The sequence below is a fragment of the Spirosoma taeanense genome (genome assembly GCF_013127955.1).
GTDB classification, from domain to species: Bacteria; Bacteroidota; Bacteroidia; order Cytophagales; family Spirosomataceae; genus Spirosoma; species Spirosoma taeanense.
Genome location: NZ_CP053435.1, coordinates 4,149,763 through 4,170,029 on the forward strand (window position 1 = coordinate 4,149,763; position 20,267 = coordinate 4,170,029).

The 20,267-nt window shown below is 55.0% G+C and carries 19 protein-coding genes; 8 read left to right on the forward strand and 11 right to left on the reverse strand.

The window, feature by feature from the left end:
- The first annotated feature begins 5 nt into the window (after positions 1 to 5).
- Together HNV11_RS17335 and HNV11_RS17340 are read left to right on the forward strand one after the other, a co-directional pair.
- A complete protein-coding gene (locus tag HNV11_RS17335) occupies positions 6 to 1,586 on the forward strand; it encodes a RagB/SusD family nutrient uptake outer membrane protein (RefSeq protein ID WP_171740856.1) in 1,581 nt (526 codons plus the stop codon).
- A 102-nt stretch (positions 1,587 to 1,688) separates the two neighbouring features.
- Positions 1,689 to 2,762, forward strand: coding sequence for a glycoside hydrolase family 43 protein (locus HNV11_RS17340; RefSeq protein WP_171740857.1), 1,074 nt, complete (start codon positions 1,689 to 1,691; stop codon positions 2,760 to 2,762).
- 70 nt (positions 2,763 to 2,832) lie between these two features.
- Here the strand turns inward: HNV11_RS17340 and HNV11_RS17345 are convergent, their stop codons facing one another.
- The 3 genes from HNV11_RS17345 to bshA all read right to left on the reverse strand — a co-directional run bounded on the left by HNV11_RS17345 (position 2,833) and on the right by bshA (position 6,170).
- Positions 2,833 to 3,480 carry a sterol desaturase family protein gene (locus tag HNV11_RS17345; protein WP_171740858.1) on the reverse strand — a complete coding sequence of 216 codons (648 nt, stop codon included), beginning with the start codon at positions 3,478 to 3,480 and terminating at the stop codon, positions 2,833 to 2,835.
- A gap of 93 nt (positions 3,481 to 3,573) precedes the next feature.
- Complete coding sequence (locus tag HNV11_RS17350) at positions 3,574 to 4,911, reverse strand: NAD(P)/FAD-dependent oxidoreductase (protein WP_171740859.1); 1,338 nt, start codon at positions 4,909 to 4,911, stop codon at positions 3,574 to 3,576.
- 119 nt (positions 4,912 to 5,030) lie between these two features.
- Positions 5,031 to 6,170, reverse strand: a complete 1,140-nt coding sequence (gene bshA, locus HNV11_RS17355) for an N-acetyl-alpha-D-glucosaminyl L-malate synthase BshA (protein ID WP_171740860.1) — start codon at positions 6,168 to 6,170, stop codon at positions 5,031 to 5,033.
- A 245-nt stretch (positions 6,171 to 6,415) separates the two neighbouring features.
- On the opposite strand from bshA, the gene HNV11_RS17360 reads away from it, so the two are divergent.
- The 3 genes from HNV11_RS17360 (at position 6,416) to HNV11_RS17370 (ending at position 9,190) form a co-directional block, all read left to right on the forward strand.
- On the forward strand, positions 6,416 to 7,675 hold the full coding sequence (locus tag HNV11_RS17360) for a DUF6786 family protein (protein ID WP_171740861.1): 1,260 nt from the start codon (positions 6,416 to 6,418) through the stop codon (positions 7,673 to 7,675).
- 109 nt (positions 7,676 to 7,784) lie between these two features.
- Complete coding sequence (locus HNV11_RS17365; RefSeq protein ID WP_171742226.1) at positions 7,785 to 8,660, forward strand: geranylgeranylglycerol-phosphate geranylgeranyltransferase; 876 nt, start codon at positions 7,785 to 7,787, stop codon at positions 8,658 to 8,660.
- A 149-nt stretch (positions 8,661 to 8,809) separates the two neighbouring features.
- On the forward strand, positions 8,810 to 9,190 hold the full coding sequence (locus HNV11_RS17370; RefSeq protein ID WP_171740862.1) for a MerC domain-containing protein: 381 nt from the start codon (positions 8,810 to 8,812) through the stop codon (positions 9,188 to 9,190).
- Between the two features lie 5 nt (positions 9,191 to 9,195).
- Here HNV11_RS17370 and HNV11_RS17375 read toward each other — a convergent pair whose 3' ends face one another.
- The 6 genes from HNV11_RS17375 to HNV11_RS17400 all read right to left on the reverse strand — a co-directional run bounded on the left by HNV11_RS17375 (position 9,196) and on the right by HNV11_RS17400 (position 15,565).
- Positions 9,196 to 10,287, reverse strand: a complete 1,092-nt coding sequence (locus tag HNV11_RS17375) for a cytochrome-c peroxidase (RefSeq protein ID WP_171740863.1) — start codon at positions 10,285 to 10,287, stop codon at positions 9,196 to 9,198.
- Between the two features lie 3 nt (positions 10,288 to 10,290).
- Positions 10,291 to 11,130 carry an MbnP family protein gene (locus HNV11_RS17380; protein WP_171740864.1) on the reverse strand — a complete coding sequence of 280 codons (840 nt, stop codon included), beginning with the start codon at positions 11,128 to 11,130 and terminating at the stop codon, positions 10,291 to 10,293.
- A gap of 27 nt (positions 11,131 to 11,157) precedes the next feature.
- Entirely contained in the window at positions 11,158 to 11,361 is a 204-nt protein-coding gene (locus HNV11_RS17385) for a hypothetical protein (RefSeq protein ID WP_171740865.1), read from the reverse strand.
- 75 nt (positions 11,362 to 11,436) lie between these two features.
- Positions 11,437 to 12,669, reverse strand: a complete 1,233-nt coding sequence (locus tag HNV11_RS17390) for an exo-alpha-sialidase (protein ID WP_171740866.1) — start codon at positions 12,667 to 12,669, stop codon at positions 11,437 to 11,439.
- 4 nt (positions 12,670 to 12,673) lie between these two features.
- Entirely contained in the window at positions 12,674 to 15,046 is a 2,373-nt protein-coding gene (locus HNV11_RS17395) for a TonB-dependent receptor (RefSeq protein ID WP_171740867.1), read from the reverse strand.
- Positions 15,047 to 15,187: 141 nt separating this feature from the next.
- A complete protein-coding gene (locus tag HNV11_RS17400) occupies positions 15,188 to 15,565 on the reverse strand; it encodes a hypothetical protein (RefSeq protein WP_171740868.1) in 378 nt (125 codons plus the stop codon).
- 68 nt (positions 15,566 to 15,633) lie between these two features.
- Between HNV11_RS17400 and HNV11_RS17405 the strand changes: the two genes are divergently transcribed.
- Positions 15,634 to 16,584 (forward strand): cation diffusion facilitator family transporter, encoded by a 951-nt coding sequence (locus tag HNV11_RS17405; protein WP_171740869.1) that lies wholly within the window; start codon positions 15,634 to 15,636, stop codon positions 16,582 to 16,584.
- Between the two features lie 31 nt (positions 16,585 to 16,615).
- On the opposite strand, the gene HNV11_RS17410 is transcribed toward HNV11_RS17405, so the two are convergent.
- Both HNV11_RS17410 and HNV11_RS17415 read right to left on the reverse strand, forming a co-directional pair.
- Entirely contained in the window at positions 16,616 to 16,936 is a 321-nt protein-coding gene (locus HNV11_RS17410) for an antibiotic biosynthesis monooxygenase family protein (protein WP_171740870.1), read from the reverse strand.
- 65 nt (positions 16,937 to 17,001) lie between these two features.
- The gene (locus HNV11_RS17415; protein WP_171740871.1) at positions 17,002 to 17,799 is read right to left on the reverse strand and encodes an SDR family oxidoreductase; all 798 of its coding nucleotides are present in this window, start codon (positions 17,797 to 17,799) and stop codon (positions 17,002 to 17,004) included.
- 121 nt (positions 17,800 to 17,920) lie between these two features.
- Here HNV11_RS17415 and HNV11_RS17420 point away from each other — a divergent pair, with 121 nt between their 5' ends.
- Positions 17,921 to 19,708, forward strand: a complete 1,788-nt coding sequence (locus HNV11_RS17420) for a family 43 glycosylhydrolase (RefSeq protein ID WP_171740872.1) — start codon at positions 17,921 to 17,923, stop codon at positions 19,706 to 19,708.
- Positions 19,709 to 19,720: 12 nt separating this feature from the next.
- Positions 19,721 to 20,212 (forward strand): GNAT family N-acetyltransferase, encoded by a 492-nt coding sequence (locus HNV11_RS17425; protein ID WP_171740873.1) that lies wholly within the window; start codon positions 19,721 to 19,723, stop codon positions 20,210 to 20,212.
- The last annotated feature ends 55 nt before the right edge of the window (positions 20,213 to 20,267 follow it).

Consider the following 20,267-nt stretch of genomic DNA (forward strand, 5'->3'; position numbering starts at 1 on the left):
TTACCATGAATACGAAAACACTGGTACTCTCCAGTCTACTAACCGGGGGCGTCCTGTTCAGTTGCAACGAAAGCAAACTGCTCGATCAGGTCAACCCTAACCAGGCCTCGACGGCGACCTTCTGGAAAACCTCCGATGACGCCATCAAGGGACTTAACGCGGCTTACAGTGGCATGCAGGATCGCCGGTTCTCGCTCTGGATTCGCTTTTTGACAGACCTTAGTTCCGATGAAGGCTATAGCCAGAGCCCCTGGACCGACCTGGGCAACCTGAGCAAGTTCATCGTAACGGACTATAATATTCCCATGAACCGGGAATCGTTTGAAGCGGCTTACCAGGGTATCTATCGCACCAGCCAGGTGCTGGAGAACGTGCCCAATATCCAGATGGACGCTACCCTGCAAAAGCGGATACTGGCCGAAGCCAAAGTGATCCGGGCGTATTTTTATTACAACATGGCCAACATCTGGGGCAATGTGCCACTGGTACTTACCTCCCAGACGCTGGGCGATCGGCCCAAGCAGTCAACGCAGGCTGAGGTATTTGCGCAGGTGATTAAAGACTGCCAGGAAGCCGCCGTTGACCTGCCCGAAAGCTACTCGGGTCAGGACGTAGGGCGGCTGCACAAGTATAGCGCCATTGCCCTGATGGGTAAAACTTACATGCAGCAACGCAAATGGACCGAAGCGGCCGCTGCCTTCAAGCAGATCATCGACAAGACACCGACGCGCTTTGACCTGGTTCCGGATTTCAAAGACAACTTTACGACCCTGCTGGAGAACAATAAAGAGTCGCTGTTCGAAATCCAGTATTACGACGAAAACGAGAGTAAAGTGGGTGGCGCTGTCAACTACGACGTTGCGGGAGGGTCGGAGTCCTCCGAGCGGGCGCAGTTCTTTGGTTTACGGAACACCAACGGTTTCAGCAAAGGCGGCTGGTGCGATGGACAACCTACCAAATGGCTTTACAACGAGTTTCTGAAGGAGAAAGACAAAAGCGGTAAGGTTGACTATCGGCTTGATTACACCATATTTTACGGTGGCAGTACGCTCAAACCGCACGGCTATAGCTATGCGGACCTGACAAAGCTGGCGGCCGGCAGCGACTATCTGCCCGACCGGGATCGGTTCTGGATTAAGTACACGAACTACTACCAGGCAACGGATAGTTATTTCTCGGGTATTAACGACCGGGTCATTCGCTTAGCCGACGTGTACCTGCTTTACGCGGAAGCCCTGAACGAACTCGGTCAGACGGCGCAGGGAATCCCATTTGCCAACAAAGTCCGGGCGCGGGTCAACATGAACGAGTTGCCCCTCACGTTGACGCAGGCCGCTTTCCGCGAGCAGCTCCGCCACGACCGCGTGGTTGAACTGGCCGGCGAAACTCAGCGCTTCTGGGATATGAAGCGCTACGGTATCCTCGGTCCCGAACTGGCCGGACCCGATGCCGGTAAAAAGCCGGCTAACCTTTCTGATTTTGATACGGATTTTACAACCTATCAAAAAGGCAAGAGCGAGTTGTATCCGATTCCACTGTACGAAACGGATGCGAACCCTAATATTAAACAGAATCCGGGCTGGTAATAACCAGAGACCCGCCCAGAGTGAAGTTCTCCACTACAATTAGGTTGGTATTGCCCAAAGCCGGCCCCACCAGAGGGCCGGCTTTTTTAACTTACCCGACGCATGAAAAATTCGTCTTTAGTCGTTGGCTGGCTCATCCTTTCGTTGCTGGTCGGACCAGTAGCCTGCCGGAAAACACCTAGTTCGGGCTCGGTTGTCGGCCCTGCGTCCGGCCCAATCGTCGACACAGCGACGCGCTTCCAGAATCCCCTGCTGGGGTCAGGCCCCGATCCGTGGGTTATTTATCAGGACGGTTTCTATTACGTCACCCACACTACCGGCAACAACCTTAGGCTGTATAAAACCGCTAAAATGAGTCGGCTAGCCACGGCGCAGAGTAAGGTCGTCTGGTCACCACCGGCTTCCCCAGCCACCCGCGACATCTGGGCGCCCGAACTGCACCGGGTGAATGGCAAGTGGTATCTCTACTACGCTGCCGTTGTAGCACCGGCCAGTACGCATCGGATGTGGGTACTCGAAAACGAAGCGGCCGACCCGCTAACCGGAACCTGGATTCCTAAAGGGCAGGTGCAGCTAGCTGACGACCGGTGGGCCATTGACGGAACCCTTATCCAGTTGCAAAGCGGTCTGTATTTCGCCTGGTCGGGCTGGGAGAACGCCAGCGCTAACGGCAAACAGAACATATATCTCAGCCGGATGAAAGACCCCTGGACGGCGGAGGGCCCGCGTCTGCGCCTGTCCACGCCTGAATACGACTGGGAGAAACAGGGCTCTCCTTACGTCAACGAAGGCCCCGAATTCCTTCTGCACGACAACCGGTTGTTTCTGGTGTACTCGGCCAGTCATTGTAGTACCGATGCGTATGCGCTCGGTATGCTCACTGCTGATGTCAACGCCGATCTGATGAATGCGGCTTCATGGACTAAATCGGCCCAGCCGGTATTTGGTCCGAGCGCAGCGAACGGAACCTATGGCGTGGGGCATAACGGTTTCTTCACCACCCCCGATGGAACAGAAAACTGGCTAATTTACCACGCCAACCCACAGGCCGGCCAGGGCTGCGGTGACCGGCGCTCCCCACGCATGCAGCGGTTTACGTGGAAGGCCGATGGCTCACCCGATTTTGGTAAACCGGCGCCTTTAACAGAGTTATTGAAGCGCCCGAGCGGAGAATGAAACCAGAAACTTACGGCAACAAAAAGTCCCGACACGCTGCGTGTCGGGACTTTTTGTTGCCGCAGAAAATCTATTTCTGAAACGATCCGAATATGTAATCCCAGAACGGTGACGATACGCCATAGTTGCTCTCCGGATTCTTGTAATGGTGAACGCTATGGTTAATCCACAGTTGCTTAAAGAAATTTTTCGGGGGAGCATAGGCATGCACAATGAAGTGCGTAGCCAGGTAACCCGAGTAACCCACCAGGAAGCCGGGGAAGAAAGCATACGCAGCTTCACCCATCAGCAGGAAGAACATCCCGAAAAAGAAACCAGCTACCACAATAGCCAGCGCCGGGGGCATGGCCAGCCGGGTTTTATCTTTCGGATACTCGTGGTGCACGCCATGAAACGTGTACTGAATCTTAGCACGCTTCGGCGTCGACGGCGTCAGGTGATACAGATACCGGTGCAGTACGTATTCAAAAAGCGAGAAAACCAGCAAACCTGCCACAAACAGGGTACCAATTGTACTCGTTGCCATGTCTGTATACGTGAATGCATACCAGCCCAGGAAGACCGATAAGATCAGCCACATCGAAATTGGCACCATAATGTGCGTCCGCGATAAAGCTTCCAGGATGGGGTTATCAAACAGTTGTTTGGTACCACTGTTTTTAGGCCGGGTCTTACCGTGACCGGCCATTGTTCTCAGTTTGTCAGTTGTTTCTTCCATAAAGCAGAATTCTTGACAGAATAATAGCAGGGGCGAAATTACAACGAAAATTTCATCGTTCGGCCCAGATAGTAAAATTGGTTTACTATATTCTTACGTTTTACTAACCTCCAGTTGGTCGGAAAGTTTTTCCTGCATCGCCGAGAAGTTGCCCACCGGCAGTTTTTGACGGATGATCAGCCGCAGCGAGTTGTTATAGGTCAGGTAGTTAAACATCCAGTTCAGAAAGATAGCCGCCCGGTTTTTTACCCCAACGATAGCGATTAAGTGAACGAATAACCACGTCAGCCACGCGAAAAATCCCTGAAATTTTAAAAAAGGTAAATCCACCACGGCCAAACCGCGACCAATGGTTGCCATGGTGCCCAGATCACGATAGGTGAATTCTTTCAGCGTTTCGTTGTGTACCAGGCGCTGCAGGTTTCTGGCCAGCAATTTCCCCTGCTGAATGGCGGGCTGAGCCACCTGCGGATGACCATTCGGCCATTTTTCTTCCGTCATCAGGGCTACGTCGCCAATGGCAAACACGTTGGTGAGTCCCTGCACCTGATTGTACCGATTGACTAGAATTCGTCCCCCGCGACCGATCACGTCGGGCGGCAAACCCGCCAGCGGACTGGCCTTAACCCCGGCCGCCCAGATCAGGTTATTCGTGCGCAGTGTCGATCCGTCGTTCATGGTCACAATGCGTCCGTCAAAGTCCTTCACGCGGGTGTTCAGTCGAACAATAACGCCCAGATCCAGAAGATATTTCAACGAATGTTCCTGCGATTGAACTGACATCGGCCCCAGCAGTTCGCCCCCGGATTCGATCAGGTAGATGTCCATCATCTTGAAGTCCAGCTCAGGGTAGTCGCTGGGCAGTACCGTCCGGCGCATTTCGGCCAGCGTTCCGCAGAGTTCAACCCCTGTTGGCCCCCCACCCACGACTACGACATCCATCAGGCCCTCGCGTTCCTCGGCCGTTTCGACGCTCAGCGCGTCCTCGAAGTTCTGCAGCATCCGATTACGTAACGCAATGGCTTCCGAAACCGATTTCATTGGCAGCGCTTTCTCGATGATATTCTGCTGATTAAAAAAATTCGTGTCGGCTCCGGTAGCGATAACCAGGTAGTCGTATGAAATCGGTCCCAGTTCGGTATCGACCGTTTTCTCAAGCGGCCGCACCCCCGTAACCGTCGTAATGCGAATGTGAACGTTTTTGCAGTTACCAAACACGGCCCGCAGCGGAAACAGGATAGAATTGGCTTCCAGGCCAGCCGTTGCCACCTGATAATACAGCGGCTGAAATTCGTGGTAATTGTGCTTGTTGATCAGCACGACCTGAAATTCCTTCATCCGCGACAGGCGTCGGGCCAGTTTCAGTCCACCAAAGCCCGCGCCGACAATAACCACGCGCTTCCGATCTGTTTGGGGTATGTTTGGGTTCATCGATATCTGATTTGGGGTCCTGTGAGTGTATAGCCTGAGGTTTTCACCGGGTTGACTGATGCATGAACCATCATGCTATGAACTCGTAAACCGCAAACCTTCCGTAAGGTTCTATAACCTTACGATACTAACGGCCGCGATTCCTGCAATACCCGCTCATAATACGCTTCGTAGCGGGGCAGAATCCGGGACAGTTCAAACTCTCTGGCACGGGAGAGGGCGTTTGCCTTAAAGGTTGGCAGGTTCGCATCCTCCAGCACATACAGGGCATTTTTGACCATATCCTGCACGTCGCCAACGGGGCTCAGAAAACCCGTAACGCCCTGAATGTTCAGTTCGGGCAAACCGCCCGCGTTCGACGAAATGACGGGCACTTCGCAGGCCATCGCTTCGAGCGCGGCCAGACCAAAACTTTCGTTTTCGGACGGCATCACGAACAGATCCGCCACCGACAGTACCTCTTCTACGGCGTCCAGCTTCCCCAGAAACCGCACCTGATCGTAGATGCCCAGATCGCGCACGAGCCGCTCGATACGGGCCCGTTCGGGACCGTCGCCCACGAGCAGAAGCTTGGCGGGAATCTGCTGCTGAACGTGATAGAACATCATTACGGCGTCGTCAATGCGTTTAACGCGCCGGAAATTTGACGTATGCACAATCAGTTTTTCACCGTTCGGACAGATAGCTTTTTTAAAATGCTCTTTCTGCTGGCGTCTGAACCGGTCTAGGTCCACAAAATTCGGAATGACCTCAATCTCGCGGTGTACGTTAAAATGGGCGTAGGTGTCCTGCCGCAGATTCTCCGACACAGACGTAACGCCATCCGACTCGTTGATGCTGAACGTAACGACGGGTTCATAGGAAGCGTCTTTGCCCACCAGCGTAATATCCGTACCGTGAAGCGTCGTGACCACCGGCACCGCCCTGCCCTGCGAGCGCAGGATCATCTTGGCCATATAAGCCGCCGACGCGTGCGGAATGGCGTAATGAACGTGCAGTAAGTCAACGTTTTCGTTCAGCACCACATTGACCATCTCGCTGGTCAGCGCCGACTCGTAGGGCGCGTACTGAAAGAGCGGATACGACGGAATTTTTACTTCGTGGTAATAAACGTTTTCGTTGAAGAAATCGAGCCGGGGCGGCTGCTGGTACGTAATGAAGTGTATCTGGTGGCCGTTTTTGGCCAATGCTTTACCGAGTTCGGTGGCAACAACGCCACTGCCCCCGAAGGTCGGGTAGCACACAATGCCGATTTTCATGCGGGATGCCCCTGCGGGCTGGAAACGGTTTGTTGCTCAACAACAAATGAAGGTAAAAAGAATCCCAACCAACCAGAATTACTAGCACCCGGAACGAACGGGCAGTCACAACCGGGCCATTCAGGCCCGGAGAGTAGGCCACATCCCCCCGTGCCTTTTCGGCGTTGAGAGCCCCCGCTAAGGGCCTGTTTTGGCAGCAGGACGTTGCTGCTGTTCCTTGCCCACTCTTTTACGCCCTGCCCTGCATGTCTCTTAATCATTATCGTTGTTTCCTTTCGGCAATTGTCTGCGCGTTCATCGGCCTGCTGGCTGGCTGCGCAAATCACGAATCGGGTCAGACCGCAGCGTCTGCCACCGGACGGAAGACTTTCGGCGATGCGCTCTCGTTCCTTTCAAAACATAAGGAGGTAATTGTTCTGACCGCGCCCGACAATGATTCGGCGCAGGTAGTCGTGGTTGGCGCGTATCAGGGCCGGGTCATGACCAGCACGGCCAACGGGGCAGGCGGCACCAGCTACGGCTGGGTTAACGACAAACTCATTGCCGCCAGTCGTTACGAGCCGCACATGAACGCCTTTGGTGGCGAAGACCGGATCTGGCTTTCGCCCGAGGGCGGGCAGTTTTCGATCTATTTTAAACCGGGCGCACCGTTCGATTTTGACCACTGGCAAACACCGGCCATCATTGATACGGTCAGCTATAAACTGGTCAGCAAGAATAAGTCCGAGGCTCGGTTCAGTCAGACCGCTACGCTCTACAACCATTCCGGCACCCGCTTCGACATTGGCATTGACCGGCAGGTGCGGGTTTTATCGCAGACGCAGATCAGTCGGTTGCTGGGCGTCAATTCGCTCGAAGGGCTGAAGGTAGTTGGCTACGAAACCGAAAACACGGTCCGCAATCGGGGTGACGACTGGCAGCGGGACAAAGGCGTGCTGGGCATCTGGATTCTGGGTATGTTTATTCCAGCACCCCAGACTACCATCATTGCCCCGTTTACAAAACAACGGACGGCTGCGCTGCAATTGACCGACAACTATTTCGGCAAAATACCGTCCGAAAGGCTGCGCGTGCAGGATTCCGTTGTACTGCTCCGAGCGGATGGGAAATTCCGCAGTAAAATCGGGATTGCACCCGCATCGGCCCGACCGGTGGCGGGCAGTTACGATCCTGATAAAGGCATTCTGACGCTGGTACAGTTTGATCTTGACCCGGCGGGCGACTACCTGAAATCGTCCTGGGAAATGCACAAACAACCCTACCGGGGCGATGCGCTCAACGCTTACAACGACGGCCCGTTAGCCGATGGCAGTCAGATGGGCCCATTCTATGAACTGGAGTCTAACTCGGCGGTACGTCCTTTGAAACGGGGTGAAGCCCTCGTTCACCATCACCGTACGTTTCATATCGAGGGCGACAGGAATGCCCTGCATCGTCTGACCAGAACTGTACTGGGCGTTGACCTAAACCAGTTGCCGACCTGGCCGGACGCTAACCGGCCATAAAGCTACCGCTGGCATCACCATTAGCTGGTTTGATGTAGGCTTATTACGCGAACGGCTCCAGACACCTACCGACGATTGACGGAAACGCGTATTTTTGCAAAAAAACGCCATGGTCGCGCGGCAGACTATACCCTTTTCAGCATTTGTTATCGGCTTTCTGCGGCTTATCCGTGTGCAGAACCTGCTGATCGTTGTGCTGACGCAGTTTCTCGCCCGCATCTTCCTGGTTGGTCCCAAAGCCGAATGGCCGCTGATTCTGGTCGACCCAACGATCTGGCTGCTGTCGCTCTCAACCGTCTGCATTGCGGCAGCGGGCTACATCATCAACGATTACTTCGACATCAAGATCGACCTCATCAATAAACCCCAGCGGGTGGTGATCGGGCGTTACCTGAAGCGCCGGGTAGCAATGGGTACCCACCAGTTGCTGAACGTAATTGGCTGCCTGATTGGCCTGTACCTGAGCAAATGGGTGTTTGTAGCCGATGTCGTATCGGTTTCGTTACTGTGGTTCTACTCGGCGCAGTTCAAACGGCAACCCGTTATCGGCAACGTCGTTATCTCCCTGCTAACGGCCCTGTCGCTCATTGTGCTGGCTGTTTATTACCGCCAGAATGCCGATATGCTGCTGATCTACGCCCTGTTTTCGTTTGGCATTTCGCTGGTTCGCGAAATTATTAAAGACATGCAGGACGTTCGGGGCGACGCCCGCTTCGGCTGCCGGACGCTGCCCATTGTCTGGGGCCTGCGCCGAACAAAATACCTGCTTTACGTGCTCATCGCGTTGTTTATCATGAGTATGTTCCTGATCGCCGATGCGCTCGGTAACCCCCGGCTCGGCTGGATTTTCCTGATCCTGCTGATTCCAATTACCTGGCTGACCTACCGGCTTGTTTACGCCGATACCCGGCGCGACTTCGGCTACCTCAGTACACTCTGCAAACTCATTATGCTCATGGGGGTTCTGAGTATGATCTGGGCCTGATTACGGTATAATTCCTGCTGGCTCTTCGGAGTTTTCTGACCTTTGTCTAAGTCGAAAGCGACAAAAAATTAAAATTCGCAACTTTGTTGCAAAAATGTCGGTTAAGAGAAGGTACGATTGTCGAACAGGTCGTATTTTTGTGCTTACCCATGAAGACAGATTTCCTCTCCCGTAAAGCTGATTACATCGGTATCACCGGCTCGGTGTTGTGCATTCTTCATTGCCTCATTACACCTGTGTTGCTGATGACAACCGCCTTGTTTCAGGACGAAAAATGGCGTCTGGGCTATCTGAGCCTGGATTATATCTTCATTGGTATCAACATCGTAGCCGTTTATTTTGCTACGCGTCATCAGGCTTCGCCCGTCATTAAAAAGGCGCTCTGGGGCTTTCTGAGCCTGTTCACTATTGCGCTTTTGCTGGAAGATTCGGCTCCCCTGTTTGAATACATGGCCTATGCAGCCTCGGCGGGTCTGGTGCTAACCCACCTCGTCAATATTCGCCAGCACCGGTTAAGCCACGCGCATTAGTCCAGCTACGGAGCCAGCCGGGGATCCCGGACGTAGTCGAAGTCGGTCAGGGTGCGCAGGAACGCAATAATCTGTTTCTTTTCGGTATCGGTCAGCGGAATGCCCGGCTTGCCGTTCGTCTGCAGAGCCGGATCGAGTTCGGGTACATTCTGCACCCCTCCGTTGGCGTAATGGCTCAACACCTGCTCAAGGGTTCCGTAGCGGCCGTCGTGCATATACGGACTGGTGCGGTCAATATTCCGCAGACTTGGCACTTTAAACAAGTACTTATCTTCTGTCCGGAGCGTCACCAGCGAGCGGCCTTCGTCCTGATTACTAGCGCGGCTCAGGCCGTTATTCCGGAACTGCTGATTGGTAAATAGTTCGCCGGAGTGGCAGGTAGCGCATTTCTGCTGAAACAGGTTCATTCCCGCCAGCTCATCGGCCGTCAGGTCGCCCCCCGATTCTTTCCGGACGTATTTGTCGTAGCGGCTGTTGGCCGACACCATCGTCAGCATAAACTGCGACAGGACTTTCAGCAGTCGTTCTGTTGTAATGGAATCGGTGCCGTAAGCGGCTTTGAAGAGGGCGGGATAGGTCGGGCTTTTCGCCAGATTTTCTTTCAGCGCGCTCAGCGTATGCCCCATCTCAACCGGGTTCGTAATGGGTGCAATCGGCACAAGGTCCAGATCCGATACGCCCCCATCCCAGAAAAACTGACGGTAGAACGCCAGATTCTGCAGGCCGATATTGTTCCGCGTCCCGATTTTATCGTTAATGCCGTGACTGAGCGCGTGATCGGTATGGGCAAAAGCCGACCCCTGAATGTGGCAGAACGCGCAACTGATGGTGCTGTTGACCGACAGCATATCGTCATAAAACAACCGTTTCCCCAACGCGACGCCTTCGACCGTCATCGGGTTTTTCGTAAAATCATAAACCGGGTCCGGGAAGTTGGCGGGCTTTTTCCAGACGTAAGGGGTGGTTTTGTACGGTACTGGCTGCGGCTCGTCGGGCTTCGTTGGGTCGCCACCGCCCGACTGGCCAGTATGGCAGGACGCCACCGCGCCGAACAGAGCTGCGCTCAATACCAATCCGATCAGGCCCCAGTGACGCATAGGTTAGTTAACCGCGGTTGTCACGGCGTTTTTGTAGCGAATCATATGGGCGTAGTTGTCGGCCACGTCCTTCGATGCAGGCGAAACCATGATCTCCGGACTTTTAGCAATGCTCAGCGGAACCGGCCCATCGAATACGTTCAGCACATCGGTTTGAAGCGTTACGTCAGGCATTCGACTGGCCGATACCTCTACAACATCACCACCAAACGGCAGCGTTACGGTCTTCAGGTTGTTGATCGTGCGCGTATCGCGTCCGCCGAAGAAACCAATATGGTACCGAAACGTGCGCTGGCCGGCGGCATCCGCCGGGGCTGCGGGCGACGTCCCTTCCAGCTTCATAAAGATATATCCCGAATTCCATGACCAGTACATGCCGTTCGCGCCGATATGATCGCCCGCCGGATCGAGGACGCCCGTCCGACGGCTTATGTCCATCGTACTGCGCAGGCTATCTACGCCAATCACGAACGTTACGGCCTTGTAGCTGCCAATGGGTACGTTACGGAGCCGGATCTTCTGCGACGCGGGCTGACTCTCCTGGATCAGGAAATAGCTGCTGTCCTGCGGAACCACGTATTCGCTGCCGTCGGTACGCGTCAGCCTGATATTGCTGATAAAATAGTTGAACATCGTTGGCGTAAACGACTCACCGGATGCGTTGCGGTAGGTTCCGCTGTTGAGCCGGAGGTCTTCGCTGCCCGCTACATTGTCGAACGTCAGGCCGAAGCTGCCGGTCAGGATGGGGTCAAATGAGGTATCCGGATCGGGCGTATCGCAGGCCACGATGGCCCAGCCCAGAATCAGCGCCGATAAACAGGCGAACGGAAACGTTAACTTCATAACCAGTTTTTCTTTTCAGGAATCATTCTAGCCTATCCGATTTCGGGCGTACAGCGCAATCAGGATTACGATCGTGCCGCTCACCCCCATCAGGAACAGCCAGACCAGCGCGTTGGTTGCGCTGAACGGCTGCTGCATAAACTCATTAACGAGGCCCACTACCGTACCGATGAAAATGCCAGTCATGCTGACAAAAATAAATTGAACAATGGGCGGCAGTCGACGAAGCATAGCAGGTATACGGATAACGAACCCGCAGCGATTCTATTTTCAGCCTTAGCCATTCCAGACCATAAGTTAATCTGCTTACTGAATTTCGCTCAGTTGTACCGTAATGACCGCCTTCTGCTCACCGGTTACCTGCTCATAGGCGATCAGCAATCCGTGTCTGGTGAACAGCACTGCCGGGTAGGTGGCATTGACGGTTTCGGGCGTCAGGTATTTTATGGGGCCGGATTTCAGCCCAACGAATGACTGCATCCCAATGCGGTGTTTAAACGTTCCCATCTGGTTGGAACCGTCGGTTGAGATCGCTTCGTCCCATACCCAGACCAGTTTCTCACCAGCGGCTGCGACCTGCGGATGCCGGGCACGGGCCGACAGATGATCAGCGACCAACTGCTTTGTTCCCAGACGGGCCAGCCGCAGACCAACGGCTTCTTCCTTACCCGAAAACCACGTAACCAGCACGTCGCTGCCCACCTGCGCTACCGACGGCCCCGCGTGCGGACAGGCGTTAACCTGCCAGTTATCGGCGTAAACTGCCTTCGGCTGGGTGAACGTCCGGCCCCCATCCGACGAGACCACGTGGCTAATGTCGCGGGCCGCAATTTCACCGGGTTTTGCCGGGAGCATATCCCGATACGTCAGGTGAATACGCTGCTGAGCATCCACAAACACGTTCGTCCGGCAGCACTGGCAGGCGTTCTCGTCCACAATCAGCTCGTCCGTAAAGCCGCCCCCCGGCTTCGTCTGCATGAATTTTACGGGACGCCCTTCTTTACCCGGCATTTTTTCATCGAGCCAGACAATACCGATTTCACCGTTCGGCAGCCGGGTAATGTCGGCAAACGAATGACTCGTGCCGGGGGCAGTGTTCTGATGAACGGGCCGGGGCTCGGTCCAGGTTCGGCCACCATTGGTAGAAAGAACGTAAAGCAGATCTCCGGCAAAACGTGAGTCGGGCGTTGGGCGCGGCACCTCGAACACCGCCAGCAGCGTACCGTCTTTCTTAGTCGCGATCTTGGGCATCCCTTCGGCATGAACCGAAAAACTGACAGGCGTTTTTACGCGGATTTTCGGGCCAAAAGCGGGACCTGTGCCAGAACCACTGTTACTGTTCATCACTGCGAAGCAGAAACTGGCGTGTTTATCGTCCTGTTTCTCGACCCAGCTCAGCAGCGGATTTCCGGCAGCATCGGTCGTTAGGCGGGGCGTTGCGCCCACAAAATTCGCGTCCGATACGGTCGTTTGCCGAACGGAACTGGGCTCCAGCAGACCTGTCAGACCGGCGAGCAGGAAGGTGATGAGGCTTTTCATAGATTTACTTTCCGGAGAAGTTATATTGGATACCACTCACGACTAATCTTGGGGCGGCTGGCGTAAACGTCGTGCGATCGAGAGGATTATTGCCCCGGGTTGCCTGATAGGCATACAGCTCGTTCGTCAGATTCAGGACGTTGCTGAACAGCTCAATCCCGTTTTTGAACGAGTAACCCGCCCGTAGATTCAACACGCTGATCCCGCGCGCGCCAAAGGCGCCCCGATCGGCATACTCCACGGTATTGATCTGGTTTTGAAAATATGGACTCAGCCGCTGCCACTCCAGCGACAGGCGCAGACCCCTGGCAAACTGCTGAGGCTTATAGGTCACTTCAGTATTGGCAATCCAGCGTGGCGCTTGCGGCATATCGTAGCCGTTTACGTTTTTCAGCACATCTGACTCTTTCGTACTCAGCGAAAAATCAATGAAGCGGTGCGTGGCGTTGGTGCCGCCAAACCTGAGAAACCACGCGGCCGAGGGCTTGTAGGTCAGGCTGTATTCAACGCCCCGGTGCAGGGTCTGCCCCGCCGAGCGATAGTCCGTGGAATTGTCGGGCTGGCGGATACTGAGTAGTTCATTCCGGCCATTCATTTGATAAACGGCCCAGTCGAGATACACCTTCCGGTTCAGCAGCGACGCCCAGCCACCCAGCTCGAAATTGTCGAACTGCGCTGGCTGCAGCGCATAATAGAAGGGTGACTCACCCGGTAGAGCCGCCGGATTTTTACGGAAGATGGCCGTCAGGCCGGGGGGTGAAAAGCCCTGGCTGAAGTTGGCATACACGCCCCGATCGTGGCCCAGATCATACGTCAGACCCACTTTAGGCGTCAGGCGGCTGTAGGCTTTGCTGCCGCTGCTGTTGTCCAGAAAATTCTGGTAGTCAAACGCCATCCGGTCGTAGCGCAGACCCAGCGACGCCCGCAGTCGGGGCAGCGGCTCGAAATCGAGCTGCGTATACGTGCCGAGGTTGTGAATAGACGCATTGTACTGAGCAAGCAATAAATCGGGCCGTTCCTGCACGATTGTATATTTCTCAACGGACTTACGGTCGGGCCGGAGTTGAGCCGCCAGGTCAATCTGATAGGCGCTATAGGTGTTGGGCGAGTTGTCGTACGTAAAGCCCGTCAGCCAGCGCGCATTCAGGGGCCCGAACCGCTGGCTATGCTGCGCCACCACGCCCACGCTATGAAAGCTGTTGTCGTTGATCTCGCCCGTGGCCGTTTCAGCGCCTGACTTCCAGCGAATGCCGTAGTTGGGATTCTGGCCGATGGTGTTATTCCGGTAAAAGGCCGTTACGAACGTCTGCGCTTGGCCATTCCAGTCGTGTTCAAGCGTCAGCCGCGCCCGCGTCGATTCGACTTTTCGGTACGTAAAATTGGTGGTGCTGCTGTACACCCGGCTGTAATAGGCCACACTGTCTACGCTGCCGCCCGTCTGCGAGTCGTAGGTGTTCTGCGAAACCGTTCCGATCAGTCGGGTGCGGGCGGTGAACAGGTATTCGGCACGCGCATTGAGCGACAGTTTATCGTAATCACTGAACGCCTGCCAGCCGTTACGCTGCTTAGCCACGAACCCACCGATATACACGCCAAATTTGGACGTAATGAACCCACCTCCGCCAAACTGCACCCGTTTATAACCATAATTGTCAGCCTGCACACCGATACGCGCTGTGGGCACGGCCGTTGGGCGCTGGGTGATAAAATTGATTGCACCGCCCACGGCCTCGGGGCCGTAGAGGCTGGAAGCCGGTCCTTTCACGACTTCCACCGAGCTAACAGCAAAGATGTTTAGTTCAATCAGCGCATTATGGTTAAAGACGCCCATCGGTCGAATCGGCAGACCATCTTCCAGGTATAAAAAATAGGCGTTGGTGCCGAACGGCTGGCGAATACCCATGCCATGCTGCTCGTTATTGTAATTGGCCATGTACACCCCCGGCGTCTTGTTGATAATCTCGTAGACATTCGTCGGTTTGGTGTCGTTGATGAGCGTTGGCGACAGGCGCGAAATGGCTACGGGAGCTTCGGTACGGAGTTGGGCCTCGCGGCTCGCCGTCACAACGATGGTTTGCAGATTCTGCTCAGCGGGCGTCAGGGCAATGCGGAGTGGTTCAGCCGTTACGTCCACCCGTTTATCGGAGTAGCCAACACTGGTGACGATAAGCTGACGGGCACTGGTCGTTATCGAAAAAGCGCCTTTGTCATCGGTGATCGCACCGGTATTTGTCTCCGGTACACGCAGGGTGGCACCAATAATGGGTTCTTTGGTCTGGGCGTCGAATATCTGCCCTGTGAGGCTGCTCTGTGCTGATGCACACAGGACAGCCATAAGCCATAGCCCGCAGGCTATGAAAAATGTATAGAATCTCATGAAGTTTTAGTCGAATGAATGAACGAAATGCAGCGCCCATGCCCGACCTGAGCAGGTCAGGACGAAAGCGCTGATGGCTGCCGCACTGGCAGTCTGTGCAAACACAGAAAACCAGACCAGCCAGAATCCAGATGTATTCGACTAAAACCGGGGAGGATGAAACAGGCACGCCAGCGGAGCCAGGTAAGCAGACGCGGAGTAGCGCGGAAACGTAACGTTCCGCAGGGCAGTCCAGACGGGATTGAATGTAAACGGCAGGTCTGCCTGGCAAAACAACTGAAGTACCGGCAGGTTCTGTACCCGTTCGGTGGTTTCTTTGTCCTGCCTGTCCTGTTGCGCTTTCAACTGTTTAGCGAGGTAGCATTGCCCGTCGCAGTGCAGTTCGGGCTTGTCGCGGTTTTCGCACAGGACACGGGCTATGTAATCCCGGTTGACCTGGTAATAGGCAATAGTTCCCCACGGGCTGACAATCGGCAGCAGCGTTGCAAACAGCAGTAGGACAACAATTGCGTTACGCATAAACAAACTTTACCCGGCAAAGGTATAGCCTAAACAAATTGGTTAGCCCCGTAATTTTGTCAAAAACGATGTCGCATCACCACGATCATACGCATAGCCACGGCCATCATCATCACGGGCCTGCTGTTCTGACTAATGTCAACCGGGCACTCATTATCGGTGCGGTACTCAACACGATCTATGTGGTGGTTGAGTTTGGTCTAGGCTTTTATTATAATTCGCTGGCTCTGATTGCCGATGCGGGCCATAACCTCAGCGACGTAGCAAGCCTGCTGCTTTCGCTGCTGGCTTTCCGGCTCGCCCGGGTTCGTAATACAACCAATTACACCTATGGTTACCGTAAAAGCACGGTTCTGGCCTCGCTGACTAACGCCGTCATTCTGCTGGTTACCATTGGCGCTATTCTATGGGAAAGTATTCAGCGGTTCCGCCACCCGGAGCCGGTTCCGGGCGGACCCGTAGCGTGGGTGGCCGGACTGGGGCTGGTTGTTAATACGGTGTCGGCCCTGCTCTTTTTCCGCGACAAAGACCACGATCTGAACATTCGGGGGGCGTACCTGCACCTGATGGCCGATGCGCTGGTTTCGCTGGGGGTCGTCGTGGCGGGTATCGTGATTACGTACACTAACTGGACCTGGCTCGACCCAGCCATTGGGCTGGTTGTTGCCGGGGTGATTCTAGGCTCAACCTGGCGACTGCTGTCCGACAGTGTCCGGCTGTCGCTCGACGGCGTTCCGGCGGGCATTGATCTGGAAGCCGTACTCACCGACCTGCGGACCGTAAAAGGCGTTCGGGATGTGCATCACGTTCACGTCTGGGCGATGAGCACGACCGAAAATGCCCTGACGGCCCACCTCGTGCTGGCCCCCGACCTCAGCGACGCACAGATCAGCGATCTAAAACACGACGCCCGGCACCGGCTCGAACACCACACCATCCGCCACGCGACCCTCGAAACAGAGGTCGTTGCCGAAACGGATTGTCCGGCGAAAGAATGTATCAATTTTTTCGGAACCTGACTATATGCCGTAACCGGGTTTCATTTATACATTACAGCCGATCGAAGGCATAATCCCGCTCGACTTTGCAGATGCGGGTTTTGTAAGCTTCATACCAGTGCTGGCGTCCTCGTTGCTGGGCAATCTGGTGTTCGGCCTGCTGCTTCCAGGCCCGAATCGCGTCGAGACTTTCCCAGTAAGACACGGTTATACCCAGCTCATCGCGCGCCGACTCGACTCCCAGAAAACCCGGCTGGTCGCGGGCCAGTTCGATCATGCGTGCGGCCGTATCGCCGTAACCGTCGGCTAAGTCGGTTCGCACAGATGTAAAAATAACCGCGTAATAAGGCGGCTCGGGCGTTTTAGCAATCATTGTCAGGTTCCAAGCGTTCGGGCAGAAAGATACGCATTCTCTCCGCCCGAACGTTTTCGAACAAATTACCCCATCAGCAGCGACTCGGCGCCGTCAATCCAGATGGGCGTGCCGGTAATGTGGCTGGAGCGGTCCGAAGCCAGAAACAGCACCAGATCAGCCACCTGTTGGCTGCTACCCGGTTTTCCGTCAGTTAAGGGAATTTTGCCCTCCGGAAATTCTACGGGCTCTTTCTCCTGCTCAATGTCACGCTTTTCGGTACTTTCTTCGATTCTCGTATCGATAGCCCCCGGGCACACTACGTTGACACGGATGCGGTGTTTCGCTAATTCCAGAGCAGCCATTTTGGTGAAGGCCACCTGCGCGGCTTTGGTTGACGAATAGGCAATCGCGCCCGTATTGCTGAAAATCCGGGTGCCGTTGACGGATGCCGTAATGATAATCGAACCACCCTGCCGCTTAAGCATCGGAACCGCATACTTCACCGTCAGGAACGTACCGGTCAGGTTGATGTTGATGGTTTTGTTCCATTCTTCCGGCTCCAGTTCGTCGATGGGCGCCCACACGCCGTTAATCCCGGCATTGGCAAAGACGACATCCAGCCGACCGTATTGCTGCTCGACTTCGGCATATACCTTCTGCATATCCTCGGGGCTGGAAATATCGGCCGGAATGGCGATTCCCTTGCCCCCGGCTTTTTTAATTTCCTCGACGGTCTGATTGATTTCGTCTTCCGTTCGGCTGATGGCGATTACATTGGCCCCTTCCTGAGCCAGCAGTATAGCCGCGGCTTTCCCAATTCCCGATCCGGCGCCTGTAACCAGCGCCACTTTGCCATCCATTTCCCTGCGTTGAGTCTGCATCAATTCTAAAAGTTAATGATGAATAGAATGACCAACTTCCTTCGCCGAATTTTGTTAAAAGCTGGTCAGTCGGGTAACTGTAAAATCGGAATTATCTTTAGCCGTCAAACGACCTATTCCTATGCGCCCAGCCTTGTTTTTGATCTTACTCTTTGCGCTTTCGGCCCCGTTCTGCATGGCCCAGCAGCGCACTTACTGCAACCCGATGGACATCAGCTACCGGTATAACTTCGAGCAGCTGAACGAGCAGATTTCCTACCGCTCCGGCGCCGATCCGGTGATTATCAACCACAAGAGCGAGTACTACCTGTTCGTAACGATTCAGGGCGGCTGGTGGCATTCGAAAGACCTCGTCAACTGGAAATATATCGTGCCCGATAAGTGGCCTATGGAGGATATGTGCGCCCCGGCGGCCCTGTCGGTGCGCGATACGCTGTATCTGTTTCAGAGCACCTTCGAGCAGCGGCCCATCTTCATTTCCACCGAACCCGAAAAAGGCAAACTCAAGTTTTATAATCGCTGGCTGCCGCGCCTGCCCAAAGACATCGGCCCCTGGGACCCGGCCCTGTTTCATGACCCCGATACCGACAAATGGTTCATGTACTGGGGTTCGTCGAACGTCTATCCCATCTTCGGGGCCGAACTGGATAAAAGCCGGAACCTGACGTATGCGGGCAACAACCCGGCTCAGGCCTACAAGGCGATGTTCTGGCTCGATCCTTACAAGCACGGCTGGGAACGCTTCGGTCCGAACCACTCCGACCCGTTCAAACCTTTTACGGAAGGCGCCTGGATGACCAAGCATAACGGAAAATACTACCTGCAATACGGCGCGCCCGGCACCGAATACAACGTGTATGGCAATGGCACCTATGTCGGAAAGGACCCGCTGGGGCCGTTTGAATACGCGCCCTACAACCCGGTCGCCTACAAACCCGGCGGTTTCGCGACGGGCTGCGGTCACGGCAATACGTTCCAGGACAACTTTGGTAATTACTGGAATACGGGCACGACCTGGATCGGCTACAACTGGGGCATGGAACGTCGGATTGTAATGAACCCCGCGGGCTTCGATAAAGACGACCAGATGTTTGCTAACACCCGCTTCGGCGATTTTCCGCACTATCTGCCCACCAGGAAATGGAACCCGGCCTCCGGGATGAACAGCGATGAACTGTTTACGGGCTGGATGCTCCTCTCCTACCGCAAACCCGCCGTTGCCTCGTCGACGCTCGACACACTGACGGCCGATAAGGTAACCGACGAGAACCCACGCACCTTCTGGGTAGCCAGACAGAATAAACCCGGCGAAACGCTGACGCTGGACCTCGGCGCTGAACGCGACGTAAAGGCTGTGCAGGTTGACTACATCGACTATAAACAAACAATCTACGACTCCGACTCGACGGTCTATACGCAGTTTAAAATCCTGACCTCGACCGATAATAAAACGTGGACGGTCGTGGCCGACCTGACCAAAGAGCCCAAACGCGACCGGGCCTGCGCCTATGTAGAGCTGAGCAAACCGACCCGCGCCCGTTACGTTCGCTACGAGCACGTTTATGTAGCCGGGCCGACGCTGGCGATCAACGCCTTCCGGGTGTTCGGCAACGGGATGGGCAAAGCACCCGCCACCCCCGCGATACTGACCGCCAAACGCCAGAAGGATCAGCGTAACGCCGATCTGAGCTGGTCGAAAGTGTCCGGCGCCGTGGGCTACAACATCCGCTGGGGCATCGCTCCGGACAAACTCTACCAGACCTATCAATTCTGGAACGACGAGCCCAGTACGTTCGAGCTACGGGCGCTGAACGTGGGCGTGCCGTATTACTTCGCCATCGAAGCGTTCGATGAGAACGGCGTATCGATTCTGAGCAAGGTAGTAGGCGACGGATCGGTTAAACAGTAATCTGAACTAGCGATGACTTTTACGTTCCGCAATGACCAGACGGAGCAGTTCCTGGCGATTCTGCGCGAGGTTGGCCAGTGGCTCGTCGATAATGACCGGACGATGTGGGAACTGGATACGCTGACCGCCGACAATCTGGTGGACGAGTACACGCGTGACAACTGTTACGTCCTGTATGCCAATGGCGAACCGGCAGCGACCTTCATTCTCCAGTGGGCCGACCCGCTGTATTATCCGGATGTTCCGGCGAACACGGCCGGACTGATTCATAAGGTAGCCATCCGACGCCGGTTCAGCGGCCAGAACCTGTTTCAGCCTATGCTGGATTTCTGCCAGCAGCGCTGTCTGGAACGCGGCATCCACGAAATTCAGCTCGAAACCGACGCCACGCGGCCGGCGCTGCTCCGTTTCTATGAGCGCTATGGTTTTCAGCCCACCTACCAGAAATCAATTGAAGAGTTTGGCACAACCTACGACTGCCAGTTTTACGTTCTCCGGTTCTGAGCGAACTGGGTAGCTTTTAGCCGAATAAAGTGAGACTTTTGCAGCCCTGTAATCA

Bases quoted from the DNA above. Each gene is read 5' to 3' on its own strand.
- HNV11_RS17335 (WP_171740856.1), top strand. From the start codon at position 6: ATGAATACGAAAACACTGGTACTCTCCAGTCTACTAACCGGGGGCGTC.
- HNV11_RS17340 (WP_171740857.1), top strand. From the start codon at position 1,689: ATGAAAAATTCGTCTTTAGTCGTTGGCTGGCTCATCCTTTCGTTGCTG.
- HNV11_RS17345 (WP_171740858.1), bottom strand. From the start codon at position 3,480: ATGGAAGAAACAACTGACAAACTGAGAACAATGGCCGGTCACGGTAAG.
- HNV11_RS17350 (WP_171740859.1), bottom strand. From the start codon at position 4,911: ATGAACCCAAACATACCCCAAACAGATCGGAAGCGCGTGGTTATTGTC.
- bshA (WP_171740860.1), bottom strand. From the start codon at position 6,170: ATGAAAATCGGCATTGTGTGCTACCCGACCTTCGGGGGCAGTGGCGTT.
- HNV11_RS17360 (WP_171740861.1), top strand. From the start codon at position 6,416: ATGTCTCTTAATCATTATCGTTGTTTCCTTTCGGCAATTGTCTGCGCG.
- HNV11_RS17365 (WP_171742226.1), top strand. From the start codon at position 7,785: ATGGTCGCGCGGCAGACTATACCCTTTTCAGCATTTGTTATCGGCTTT.
- HNV11_RS17370 (WP_171740862.1), top strand. From the start codon at position 8,810: ATGAAGACAGATTTCCTCTCCCGTAAAGCTGATTACATCGGTATCACC.
- HNV11_RS17375 (WP_171740863.1), bottom strand. From the start codon at position 10,287: ATGCGTCACTGGGGCCTGATCGGATTGGTATTGAGCGCAGCTCTGTTC.
- HNV11_RS17380 (WP_171740864.1), bottom strand. From the start codon at position 11,130: ATGAAGTTAACGTTTCCGTTCGCCTGTTTATCGGCGCTGATTCTGGGC.
- HNV11_RS17385 (WP_171740865.1), bottom strand. From the start codon at position 11,361: ATGCTTCGTCGACTGCCGCCCATTGTTCAATTTATTTTTGTCAGCATG.
- HNV11_RS17390 (WP_171740866.1), bottom strand. From the start codon at position 12,669: ATGAAAAGCCTCATCACCTTCCTGCTCGCCGGTCTGACAGGTCTGCTG.
- HNV11_RS17395 (WP_171740867.1), bottom strand. From the start codon at position 15,046: ATGAGATTCTATACATTTTTCATAGCCTGCGGGCTATGGCTTATGGCT.
- HNV11_RS17400 (WP_171740868.1), bottom strand. From the start codon at position 15,565: ATGCGTAACGCAATTGTTGTCCTACTGCTGTTTGCAACGCTGCTGCCG.
- HNV11_RS17405 (WP_171740869.1), top strand. From the start codon at position 15,634: ATGTCGCATCACCACGATCATACGCATAGCCACGGCCATCATCATCAC.
- HNV11_RS17410 (WP_171740870.1), bottom strand. From the start codon at position 16,936: ATGATTGCTAAAACGCCCGAGCCGCCTTATTACGCGGTTATTTTTACA.
- HNV11_RS17415 (WP_171740871.1), bottom strand. From the start codon at position 17,799: ATGCAGACTCAACGCAGGGAAATGGATGGCAAAGTGGCGCTGGTTACA.
- HNV11_RS17420 (WP_171740872.1), top strand. From the start codon at position 17,921: ATGCGCCCAGCCTTGTTTTTGATCTTACTCTTTGCGCTTTCGGCCCCG.
- HNV11_RS17425 (WP_171740873.1), top strand. From the start codon at position 19,721: ATGACTTTTACGTTCCGCAATGACCAGACGGAGCAGTTCCTGGCGATT.